The sequence below is a fragment of the Bartonella sp. LB28NMGDW genome, assembly GCF_042194435.1.
Classification (GTDB): Bacteria; Pseudomonadota; Alphaproteobacteria; order Rhizobiales; family Rhizobiaceae; genus Bartonella; species Bartonella grahamii.
Genome location: NZ_JBHIMX010000002.1, coordinates 116,313 through 128,939 on the forward strand (window position 1 = coordinate 116,313; position 12,627 = coordinate 128,939).

The following is a 12,627-nucleotide window of genomic DNA, read 5'->3' on the forward strand; positions in this document are numbered from 1 at the left end:
TGTTTAACGGAACTCTCGTCATGACCCATCTCACACAACTTGAAATGATTATCGAACAAGCTTTTGACGATCGCGATTCTGTCAATACTACCACAAAAGGCGAAATCCGTGAGAGTGTCGAACATGCATTGAACCTTCTTGATAAAGGTGAAATCCGTGTTGCAGAACGACAAAAAAATGGACAATGGCATGTTCATCAATGGTTGAAAAAAGCGGTTTTGCTCTCTTTTCGGCTTAATCCTATGCAACTTATTACTGGTGGAATCAATGGAACACATTGGTGGGATAAAGTTCCTTCAAAATTCTCTGGTTGGCAAGAAGCAGATTTTAAAAGTGCTGATTTCCGTTCCGTTCCTGGAGCCATTGTACGCTATTCTGCTTACATTGCACCCAACGTTATATTGATGCCATCCTTTGTTAATCTTGGTGCTTTTGTAGATGAGGGCACAATGGTTGATACATGGACCACCGTTGGTTCTTGTGCACAAATTGGTAAACATGTCCATCTTTCTGGCGGTGTTGGTATTGGAGGTGTTTTGGAACCACTGCAAGCAAACCCAACAATCATTGAAGATCATTGCTTTATCGGTGCTCGCTCTGAAATTGTTGAAGGCTGCATTATCCGTGAAGGTGCTGTTTTGGGAATGGGAGTCTTTATTGGAAAATCTACAAAGATTATTGATCGTACAACAGGTGAAATTTTTATCGGTGAAGTACCAGCCTATTCAGTGGTCGTGCCAGGTTCTCTCCCTGGAAAACCTTTACCAAATGGTGATGCAGGACCAAACCTTTATTGCGCTGTTATCGTAAAACGCGTTGATCAAAAAACACGAGAAAAAACATCCATTAATGATCTTTTACGTTCTTAAACACAAGATTAATTCATAATAATATTTCATCGTTTTTTAACTTGAATAATAACCTCGAATACAAGGATTCTCTCATTTCAAATCCTTTCATAGTGAATCAATCACTATCATTTCCTTGCACGTTACAAACGCAGTTAGTGTGTGGGTAAGAAACACTTTAAGTAAAGAGTAAAAATATCTTTAATGAATTCTCTTAAGTGATAAGGATTGCCATAATATTTTGAGCTGAAAAAGAGTATGATGGGCGCGCTTTACACCTTTATGACGCGTAAAGACGCTGATGCCAAAGGGATTTTATATTATTCACTGTGTATTTTACTTTATATTTTTCACAGCCCCATTGCGAAATGAAGTTGATACATTGAGTGATGATTCACTAAAACAAGCGCGCCAATATGCAACATAAATGTATTTCGTTTAAAGTATTCTTTTTTACGTGAGAAGCATGACACAATTACGCAATACACAAAAATATGAAGCACAGCGCAATTTTATTTAAAAGTGTTCTTTAAGCATCTGAACCAATCGACAAAAGCAAAAGCACAATCAATGAGAGAAAATACTCCTTTTTTCATTATTTGTTCATTTTGAGCGCTTGAATAAATGCCGATTGTGGAATTTCTACTTTTCCAAATTGGCGCATCCGCTTTTTGCCTTCTTTTTGCTTTTCCAAAAGTTTGCGCTTACGCGTGACATCACCCCCGTAACATTTCGCTGTTACATCTTTACGCAAAGCACGAATTGTTTCACGCGCTATAACTTTACCACCAATAGCCGCTTGAACTGGAATCTGAAACATATGTTGGGGAATAAGATCTTTCAGTTTTTCACACATGGAACGCCCGCGCTTTTCTGCAATCGTGCGGTGCACAAGCATAGACAATGCATCTATAGACTCTCCATTTACCAAAATAGACATTTTAACTAAATCCCCCTCCGCATAATCGGTCATCTGATAATCAAAAGAAGCATAACCCTTTGAGATTGATTTTAGCCGATCATAAAAATCAAAAACAACTTCATTCAGTGGTAAATCATACGTTACCATAGCACGGGTTCCAACATAGGACAAACCAGCCTGTATCCCCCGCCGCTCTTGGCATAGTTCTAAAATTGACCCAAGATAATTATCAGGAGTCATGATTGTCGCCCGAATCCATGGTTCTTCGATTGAAGAAATTTTAACCACATCAGGCATATCCGCTGGATTGTGCAACTCTTTAACAGAACCATCATTCATATTCATGCGATAAACAACCGAAGGTGCTGTCGCGATTAAATCCAAATTAAACTCACGCTCTAACCGCTCTTGAATAATTTCAAGATGAAGAAGTCCCAAAAAGCCACAGCGAAAACCAAATCCCAAAGCCGCGGATGTTTCCATTTCAAAAGAAAAACTCGCATCATTTAAGCGTAATTTGCCCATGGCTGCACGCAAATCATCAAAATCGGCAGCATCTATTGGAAAAAGACCACAAAATACAACTGGTTGCGCAGGCTTAAAACCAGGTAAAGCATTTTCACAAGGACGGCGCTCTTCAGTAATCGTATCCCCAACCCGTGTATCTGCTACCTCTTTGATAGAGGCAGTGATAAAACCAATCTCGCCTGGTCCTAACTCATCAACCTGTACCATTTTAGGTGTAAACACCCCAACGCGCTCAACTGGATATTTTGCTCCTGTACCCATCATACGAATGGTTTGGCCTTTTTTTAAAATACCATCTATCACCCGTACCAAAACAATGACACCAAGATATGCATCATACCAGCTATCAACCAACATTGCTTTCAAGGGATTTGCAACATCGCCTGTATGGGGAGGTGGTAATTGTGCAACAATTGCCTCCAAAACATCAGGAACACCCAAACCTGTTTTTGCTGATATTTCTACTGCTTGAGATGTATCAATGCCTATCACATCTTCAATTTGTTCTTTAACACGCTCAGGTTCTGCTGCTGGAAGATCAACTTTATTGAGTACAACAACCAATTCATGCGAATTATCAATCGCTTGATAAACATTTGCTAACGTCTGTGCCTCTACACCTTGGCTTGCATCTACCACCAACAGAGAACCTTCACAAGCTGCCAATGAACGCGAAACCTCATAAGCAAAATCCACATGACCAGGTGTATCCATAAGATTTAAAATATAGGTTTCACCATTCTTTGCCTTATAGTGTAAACGTACCGTTTGTGCTTTAATAGTAATTCCACGTTCACGCTCAATATCCATGGAATCGAGTACTTGTTCTTTCATCTCACGTGTATCAAGTCCACCTGTTATTTGGATCAAACGATCAGCTAAAGTGGATTTGCCGTGATCAATATGCGCCACGATGGAAAAATTACGAATATAATTACGATCTATTGTCATATAAGGCGATTTAGCAAAGAATAATACAAAACGCAAAGACCAATTATGCTCCGGCTTCTATCAAAAGAATATAAACCTAAAAAGCTTCTCAAAACACAACTTTTCATAACCTAAAAAATAAGGCTTTTATTTGCTAAATTAAATCCAACGGTGCTAAAATGATATTTTCACATCTTATTTTATGACTCATATGCTGGATAAACCGATACCATCACACATTTTGCCAGCCTCCAATGTTGCAACAATCCTTTACACTTGAAAAAGTTTATAAGAGATATGCCTTTCTTGTACAGTTTTTACCCACATGGACTACCTGCTTGTAACGTGTCAGCAAGTAGATTTGGATTGATTTAATATGAAAACGATTTGAAGTGAGAAAATTTTACGGTATTCAGGGTTCTAATTCAATGTGAATAATTCTATATTATAATTATAAATCAATGTGTTATAATATTTATATGATGGGCGTGTATATCACTTAAGCTTGCAATAAAATTCGCAAGAAATGCTTTTTTATTTATACGCAATAACCTGCTTTTTTTAGCAATCTTATATAAAATAACATGAATATCGCGAGCCTTTCTCATTTTAAATCTTTTCATAGTGAATCAATCAAATTTTTTGCTTCCCCATTATAAAACAGGGCTAGTATATGGATAAAAACGTTTAAGAAATGAGTAAACATGCCTCTCTCTCTTTCAAATGCCAAAGGCTGTCATAATATTGAGAACTGACAAAGAAAATGCTAGTGCCTTTTATTTAAGTAAAACGATGATGCTCTGTAGTTTTTCTATACTTCACGCGGACCGTCAATGAATATGATGTATATTAAGAAAATTGTCTTTTTAAAAAACGCGTTAATATACAACATTATGGGAGGCTGCTTTAGGCGTTCTATTTTACGTGAAAAGCGTGATCCCATGAAATAACAAAAGAAATAAAGTGCGACAGTGCGTAATTTTCATTATTCAAAAACATTACCATGGATGTTTTTGAAAATTGTAAAGCTAAATTTAACAATAACAGTAAAGATGAAAGCTGTTTTTTGTCTTTACCACTTCATGCTTTGACTCAATGAACGTTGACTTCCCGTTTCAGAGGTTAAGAAGACAGATAAATATTATTGCTCCAATTTACTATACAAAAGCTGGAATAGCTTATAAAGCCTCCTTTATCTTCATATTAAAAAAAGCCTCAAAAATGAAAACTTTGCAAGCAAAAATCTCATGTAATAAAATCATAATAGAAAAGGTGCATAGCTAATCAATTTTTTCAATTGCTTTGTTTTTTTTACGCCATTGTGAAGGTTGTAATTCAGCCACAATGATCCCAATCAGAATAAGCAAACCGCCCAATAAAGCTAAGGGAGATAAATGTTCTCCAGCCAAACGCCCAACAATACCAGCCCATACCGGTTCACCTGCGTAAATGAGTGTCGCACGTGTAGGGGAAATGGACTTTTGTGCCCAATTCATAGCTAATTGAATGATGGCACTCATTAATGCCAATCCTATACCAATATTAAACCATACCCACGAAAATTCAGGGATGCTTTCACCCATCAAAGGCATACAAGCAAATGAAAAAAAACCACTAAAAAATAACTGAATAATGGTCACACGCCGACTATCAACCTTATTGGCAAAAATTCCGATGAGTATGACTTCTCCAGCAATCGCTAAAGCACCTAACAAAGTCAAAATTTCGCCTTTTGAAAAATCAAAATTTCCCGGCTTTTGTCCTGAAATAAGTACAAGCCCGATAAAAGCGAAAACAATACCAACCCAACAAGCAAAACGGGGAGGTTTTTTAAAAACAATCCATTGCAAGATTGGAACCATAGGTACATAAAGCGCTGTAATAAAAGCTGACTGACTACTAATAATTGTTTGAAGTCCAGCTGCTTGAAAAGCATAACCAAAAAACATGGCTAAACCAATCGCCATCCCAGCGAAAACTTCATAAACCGTTATACCTTTTATAGAGCGCCAAAAAATTGCTCCACATATAAGAGATGCAACAATAAAACGAAATCCAACAAAAAACAGGGGACCACTATAGCGTACTGCAATATGAATGACTAAAAACGTAATACCCCACAATATTGTTGCAGCAAATATTGCCAATTCTGGCTTACTTAATAAAGGATATTTAAGCTGTTTTATATTTGTCATGAAAGGCTTTCTCCTCCAATTTTCCGCACAATTTATGAAACAATAAGCGTTCCAACTCCCTGTTCGGTAAACAGTTCTAGTAAAACAGAATGAGGAGTTTTACCATTTAAAATGACAACACCTTCCACACCATTTTGAAGGGCTTTTATACAAGTCTCTACTTTTGGAATCATGCCTCCTGAAATTGTCCCATTTTTGATAAGTTTCTCTGCTTCAGAAACTGTCAATTCTTTTAAAAGTTGGCCCTGTTTATCCAAAACACCAGGAACATCAGTGAGAAATAAAAGGCGTTTAGCCTCTAATGCACCAGCAATAGCTCCAGCAAAAATATCAGCATTAATATTATAGGTTTTTCCATCGCGTCCTGGAGCCACAGGAGCAAGAACTGGTATCATTTCAGAACATGCTAAAAGATCCAGCAATGTGCGATCAACTTCAATAGGCTCACCAACAAATCCCAAATCTAAAACACGTTCAATATTCGAATCAGGATCAATGACAGTTTTATAAGCCTTTTCGGCAAAAACCATATTGCCGTCCTTGCCACATAATCCTATTGCCCATTCACCCTCTGCATTGATGAGAGCGACAATTTCTTTGTTTATGGAACCGGCCAAAACCATTTCAACGACTTCAACGATCCGCTCGTCGGTTACCCGTAAACCGTTTTCAAATCGTGATTCAATCCCCATTTTCATCAAAATTTCAGCAATTTGAGGTCCTCCACCATGAACAACAACAGGGTTAATCCCCGATTGCTTTAATAGAGCAATATCACGCGCAAATGCTCGCCCCAAGGCAGGATCACCCATAGCATGACCGCCATATTTTACCACAACCGTTTCATTTTCGTATTTTTGCATATATGGTAAAGCAGACGATAGAAATGCTGCTTGTTTTTCTAAAACATCTACAGCACCGTTTTTAGCATCATCCATTAATAGGGCCTCCTCATCACTTTTTACCATCTCTTAGTGGAATTTAGGAAAAGTAATAACGAAATGAAACAAGAAAACAACTTCCTCAAAAAATTGACAGCGAAAAATTAAACAAAACAGGCGTACAAAACGTCATTATTTTATGATTTTATGTATAAAATTGAAAAGCAAAGTTCTGAAAAAATTTTAAGCTATGCCGTACATTCGACTCGTTAGTTTACGCCTATGGATACTTAACAATGAATAAGAATATATACAACCATTGATTTTGTAAGATAAAAACAAAATTTTCTTATAATAATAAAATTAACAGATCACCAAGATAAGAAATAGGTTGACTTAGCACTGTAACCTTATCCAAGCAATTTTTAAGACTATCAAAAATGCCAAAAATAAAATTGGTTATGAGGAGTTGATATTTTATTTGAAAAAAATGGATTGTCTAACAGCTTATTTAGCTACTTTTTGGTAGGCTACTACCTATTTGACAGTTTTAGCATAGGGCTTTTAAAAAGGCATTTTGAGTAAAACAATAAATACAAAAAATGCCGAATGCATAAAGGCAGTTATCATGACACTGGAAATTAGTCACTCAATTGCGTTCTTCTTGTATGGATAAGTCCTTTTTAAAATATCATAGATACTCAAAAATAAGACTTATCCATAAAACTCGTTAAATGTAAAAAACTATCAGTGGCAGGCACTTACCCTAAATTAATCGTTTCTCTCTTTTCTTTTCAAGAAAAAAATGCTTTTCACAGATGATAAGGCTATAGAAAGCTTAATTAAAATAACCTTCCAAAAGTTTTTTCTAATCTATTCTGAGAACATTCACATATTTTAACCAGAAATATTTTCAAAAAATTCTTTCATACGTGAAAAAAAGCCATGTGATTGCGGTGAATTCTCATGATTTGAAAGTTTTTCAAATTTTTGCAATAGTTCACGTTGTTCTTGCGTTAATTTCTGTGGTGTCTCAATCGTGATATGGATGTAAAGGTCACCCCTTGCTTGCTGACGGCGCAACATGGGCATACCTTTGCCTTTAAGGCGGAATTGACGTCCATTTTGTGTCCCTTCTGGGATCTTAACACGCGCTTTAACACCATCAAGATCGGAAACTTCAAACTCTCCTCCTAAAGCAGCTGTTACCATTGAAATAGGAACGCGACAGTGAAGGTCTGCTCCTTCTCGCTGAAAAAATTCATGCGGTTTAACGGAAAGGAAAATATAAAGATCACCATTGGGGCCACCACGAATACCAGCATCACCCTCACCAGAAAGGCGAATACGCGTTCCATCTTCAATACCAGCTGGAACATTCACGCTCAATGAACGTTTTTTCTCTATGCGTCGTGTCCCCTGACATTTTGAGCATGGATCCATAATAGTTTCACCACGTCCATGACATGAAGGACATGTTCGCTCAATAGAAAAGAAACCTTGCGCAGCACGCACACGACCAGATCCATGACATGTTCCACAAACTTGCGGCTTAGAGCCCTTTCTCGCTCCTGATCCTTCACAAACATCGCACGTAACGGAACTGGGAATAGTAATTTCTGCAGTTTTTCCTGAAAATACCTCTTCTAAGGTTATTTCCATATTATAACTCAGATCTGCACCACGTTCGCGACCATCACCACGCTTACGGTGCGCACCTCCCATAATTTCGCCAAAAAAATCTTCAAAAATATCAGCAAAGCCACCACCAGCAGCAAAACCTCCAAAGGGATTTGCTCCTCCTTGACTACCGCTATTTTCAAAAGCCGCATGACCAAATCGATCATAAGCAGCACGCTTTTGGGGATCTTTAAGGACTTCATAGGCTTCGCCAATTTCTTTGAATTTTCGCTCTGCCTCTTTATCCCCGGCGTTGCGATCAGGATGATATTGCATTGCCAACTTACGAAAAGCAGATTTCAACTTTTTATCATCACATTCACGAGTCACGCCAAGAATTTCATAATAGTCAACCTTCATCATGTATTCCTGATAATTTCTCTGTCATCCATCTTTATGGATAAGATTGCTTTTAATTTATATTTTTAGCAACAAAGTTGCAACTCACTCAAATAATAAAGCCCAGCCTTATATTTCAAAGGCCGGGTTTATAAATTAATCAACACATATGCTGACACTATTTCTTCTTATCATTAACTTCTTCAAAATCAGCATCAACAACATCGTCATTCTTTGCTTCTGTTTCAGTGTCAGCGCTCGCTGCTTGTGAAGCTTCATACATAGCCTGTCCAAGCTTCATACTGACTTCAGCTAATTTTTGCATCTTTGTTGTTACTTCTTCAGTATCACTGCCTTCAAGCGCAGATTTCAAATCAGATATTGCTGTTTCAATCTGTCCTTTTTCTTCAGCTGATACTTTATCGCCATATTCATTGAGTGACTTTTCAGTTGAATGAATAAGAGCTTCGGCTTGATTTCTAGCTTCAACACCTTCACGGCGTTTTTTATCCTCAGCTGCATGCTCTTCCGCATCCTGTACCATTTTTTCAATATCAGCATCACTTAAACCACCTGATGCCTGAATACGAATTTGATGCTCTTTACCAGTTCCCTTATCTTTGGCCGAAACATTAACAATACCATTCGCATCAATATCAAAAGTAACTTCAATTTGAGGTATACCACGCGGTGCTGGAGGAATACCAACAAGATCAAATTGAGCCAGTAACTTATTATCACTCGCCATTTCCCGTTCACCTTGGAAAACACGAATAGTCACAGCACTCTGGTTATCATCCGCTGTTGAAAAAACTTGAGATTTTTTCGTTGGGATAGTGGTATTGCGCTCAATGAGACGTGTAAAAACCCCACCCAAGGTTTCGATCCCCAAAGATAAAGGCGTTACATCTAGCAACAACACGTCTTTGACATCGCCTTGCAATACACCTCCTTGGATGGCAGCACCCATTGCAACAACTTCATCAGGATTAACGCCTTTGTGTGGATCCTTACCAAAGAAGCTTTGCACGACTTGCTGAATCTTGGGCATACGTGTCATACCACCCACTAAAACAACTTCGTCAATCTCACCGGCCTTTAATCCAGCGTCTTTTAACGCAGCTTTACAGGGCTCGATCGTACGCTGCACTAAATCGTCAACCAAAGATTCAAATTTTGCCCGAGTCAATTTCATTGTTAAGTGCTTGGGACCTGATTGATCTGCCGTGATAAATGGTAAATTGATTTCTGTTTGCTGTGACGAAGAAAGCTCAATTTTTGCTTTTTCTGCCGCTTCTTTTAAGCGCTGTAAAGCGAGTTTATCATTTTTCAGATCAATTCCTTGCTCTTTCTTAAACTCATCGGCAAAATAACCGACCAAGCGCATGTCGAAGTCTTCACCCCCTAAAAACGTATCTCCATTGGTTGATTTAACTTCAAAAACGCCATCTCCAATTTCAAGGACTGAAATATCAAATGTACCACCACCAAGGTCGTAAACAGCAATTGTTTTTCCGTCTTTTTTGTCTAAACCATAGGCTAAAGCAGCAGCAGTCGGCTCATTAATGATCCGTAAAACTTCAAGTCCAGCAATTTTACCCGCATCTTTAGTCGCTTGACGTTGCGCATCATTAAAATAAGCAGGAACAGTAATAACCGCTTGTTCAACTTTTTCGCCAAGATAAGATTCAGCTGTTTCTTTCATCTTTTGCAAAATCATAGCTGAAATTTGCGATGGAGAGTATTTCTTACCCGCTTCTTCAACCCATGCATCACCATTGTCACCTTTAACAATTTTATAAGGCACAAGTGCTTTATCTTTTTCAACCATAGGATCATCAAAACGGCGCCCTATTAAACGTTTAACTGCAAAAACTGTCCCCTCAGGATTTGTTACCGCTTGCCGTTTAGCAGGCTGCCCAACAAGCCGCTCTCCCCCATCAGTAAAGGCAACAACGGAAGGTGTTGTTCGCGCTCCTTCTGAGTTTTCGATAACTTTTGCGTTTTTGCCATCCATAACAGCCACACAAGAGTTCGTTGTCCCCAAATCAATACCAATTACTTTTGCCATATTATAATCTCCATTCAGCAAGCTACCTCAACCTTCATAAAGCATCTTTTTAAGATAGCTCCTCATAACACCTAAAGCCCGTATATTGCTTCAAGCAACATAAAATAATAATAAACCGCAAGTCGCAACAAGCCTTGCTGCCTCGTATATAAGAACAGGCTTTTATTGCTACAAGAGAATAATGAGAGAAACATCTCCAAAATAAAAAATTTATTTTAAAATAGGCGCTCTAATGACCCATAAATACCATATTTATGAGAGACTTGAGATCATAATATATTTTTCTTGCAATTCTCAAAAAATATATCTTTCTATAAAAATTAAAAAATAAAAGAGTGATGCACTCTCGCTCTTGATCTTCTCATCATTGATAAAAAATACCCACGTAAAAGCTTTTTAAAAGGCGAATAATTTATATCACAAATATTACAAATTTTCCCTGGACTAAAATAGTCATCATATCTAATGCTCATATTAGTAAAGGTATTATCTATCAATCTCCTTTCAAAAATTCTCCTTCTAACAGTCTCATTGTTTACTGCTATTTGAAATTTGTACTTTAAACTCACCTAAAGCGTTTTTCTTAACTGTATAATTTTGAACTTTGAAAATATATAAAAATACCTCTGTATAAATGCTTTAAAATGCCAAAAGCTCTCGTAATATTAAAAATTGGTAAAGTGGTTGATGATTGTTCTTTATTATATCTTTATTAAGTAAAATAGTAGTACATCATAGATTTTATACCATTTACAAATACTATTTATGAGATGAACATGGAAGCGTTGAGAGGTGTGTTGTCATTGTAAACCTCACTGTCTTCCTTTAAAATCCAAGAATTCTATGATTTTTATTCTCATATTCAAATCAATTTCACTTTAGCATTTCTTTCTTTTATTTTAAATAAAAGCTCTGCTAAAATAAAAAAATATTCAAAGTGTGAATCTTATGACGGAGGGTAAATCAATGATGACATCTATTATTAAGAAAATAACAAATCTCATCTTTAAGGATATAATACATACACAATATTCATACAAAAAGGTTATCATAAATATCATGTGTACTCTTCTCTTTGCTGGTATAACTCTGCCAGCAGGTGCTCAGCAATATAAACTTGGCGACATAGAAATTCTCAATCCTTGGACACGAGAAACACCTAGAGGTATAAGAGTTGGTAGCGGTTATCTTTACATTATTAATCACAGTAATACTCCAGATCGTTTGGTTTCTATATCTACAAACGGAGTAAAAACAACAGAGATACACTCTATGGCTGTCGTTAATGATATTATGAAAATGGAAAAAATGCACAATGGCATTGAAATTCCCGGAAATGGCGAAATCACGCTTAAGCCTGGCGGTGATCATATTATGTTTATGGGACTTTCACAACCATTCAAGTTAGGTGATAAAATTAGCGCAAAATTGACATTTGAGAAAGCAGGAACGATTGATGTTGATTTCTCTGTAAATGCTATGAAAGCACCATCACCTTCTAAATCCTCTCCTGTTCACTAAGCTCCTTTATATTATAAATACACACTTTTAAAATGAAGAAGCGTGAAATTTTTGTACGCTTCTTCATTTTTTTATTTAATGACATCAGTAAAAAATTACCCCCTTTGATGAATTAACTATGGTCAATTTCAGGAATACGTAAAACTTGTCCAGGATAAATTTTATCAGGAGATTTTAGCATTGGTTTATTGGCTTCAAAAATAAATGTGTTTTTATCACCTTGCCCTTTTCCATAAACCCCTTCAGCAATTTTCCAAAGATTATCACCAGATTTAACCTCATAAAAGCGAGAAGTTTTTCTAGGCGTTGTATCTATAACCTTTAATTGATCAACATCTACAGAAGAGATACCTTGTGAATTGCCAACAACCAGCAGTGCTTTTTCAAGTGTTTCCCTGTCTGGAACTTCACCGCTTAGAATAGCTTTACCGTCTTCAACTTGAATATTGACTTTTTCTGTACCGAGTTGAAAATCATTAAATGCTCTTTTAAAATCCTTTTCTTTTGGTTCATGATCCCCAATACCTAACTTTTCCCCTACAGTTTTAATAAAATTAAAAAATCCCATTACGACCTCCTTTCGTGTAGCAGAAACAAATTTTTGTGCATATATTGCCACATTCTTTTCTTTGCTCTTAAAACACATAGGCAGATTTTCTAAACTTCAACAATCAAAATTACGCCTGTGCAATTATGGGACAAATACAATAAT

Annotated in this window: 8 protein-coding genes; 2 read left to right on the plus strand and 6 right to left on the minus strand. The window is 36.9% G+C overall.

Annotated elements, in window-relative coordinates:
* The first annotated feature begins 20 nt into the window (after positions 1 to 20).
* A complete protein-coding gene (dapD, locus tag ACFIKG_RS01885) occupies positions 21 to 869 on the plus strand; it encodes a 2,3,4,5-tetrahydropyridine-2,6-dicarboxylate N-succinyltransferase (protein ID WP_375651646.1) in 849 nt (282 codons plus the stop codon).
* A 574-nt stretch (positions 870 to 1,443) separates the two neighbouring features.
* Here the strand turns inward: dapD and lepA are convergent.
* The 5 genes from lepA to dnaK form a co-directional block, all read right to left on the minus strand.
* A complete protein-coding gene (gene lepA, locus ACFIKG_RS01890; RefSeq protein WP_375651693.1) occupies positions 1,444 to 3,249 on the minus strand; it encodes a translation elongation factor 4 in 1,806 nt (601 codons plus the stop codon).
* A gap of 1,259 nt (positions 3,250 to 4,508) precedes the next feature.
* On the minus strand, positions 4,509 to 5,423 hold the full coding sequence (locus ACFIKG_RS01895) for a DMT family transporter (protein WP_375651647.1): 915 nt from the start codon (positions 5,421 to 5,423) through the stop codon (positions 4,509 to 4,511).
* A 32-nt stretch (positions 5,424 to 5,455) separates the two neighbouring features.
* Positions 5,456 to 6,361 carry an acetylglutamate kinase gene (gene argB, locus ACFIKG_RS01900; RefSeq protein WP_012754491.1) on the minus strand — a complete coding sequence of 302 codons (906 nt, stop codon included), beginning with the start codon at positions 6,359 to 6,361 and terminating at the stop codon, positions 5,456 to 5,458.
* A gap of 840 nt (positions 6,362 to 7,201) precedes the next feature.
* Positions 7,202 to 8,344: a molecular chaperone DnaJ gene (gene dnaJ / locus ACFIKG_RS01905; protein ID WP_375625469.1), complete on the minus strand. Its 1,143-nt coding sequence runs from the start codon at positions 8,342 to 8,344 to the stop codon at positions 7,202 to 7,204.
* A gap of 157 nt (positions 8,345 to 8,501) precedes the next feature.
* Positions 8,502 to 10,394 carry a molecular chaperone DnaK gene (dnaK, locus tag ACFIKG_RS01910; protein WP_273722421.1) on the minus strand — a complete coding sequence of 631 codons (1,893 nt, stop codon included), beginning with the start codon at positions 10,392 to 10,394 and terminating at the stop codon, positions 8,502 to 8,504.
* A 966-nt stretch (positions 10,395 to 11,360) separates the two neighbouring features.
* Between dnaK and ACFIKG_RS01915 the strand changes: the two genes are divergently transcribed.
* Positions 11,361 to 11,915, plus strand: coding sequence for a copper chaperone PCu(A)C (locus ACFIKG_RS01915; protein ID WP_375651694.1), 555 nt, complete (start codon positions 11,361 to 11,363; stop codon positions 11,913 to 11,915).
* A gap of 112 nt (positions 11,916 to 12,027) precedes the next feature.
* Here the strand turns inward: ACFIKG_RS01915 and lysM are convergent, their stop codons facing one another.
* On the minus strand, positions 12,028 to 12,483 hold the full coding sequence (lysM, locus tag ACFIKG_RS01920) for a peptidoglycan-binding protein LysM (protein WP_375651648.1): 456 nt from the start codon (positions 12,481 to 12,483) through the stop codon (positions 12,028 to 12,030).
* Between the last annotated feature and the right edge of the window lie 144 nt (positions 12,484 to 12,627).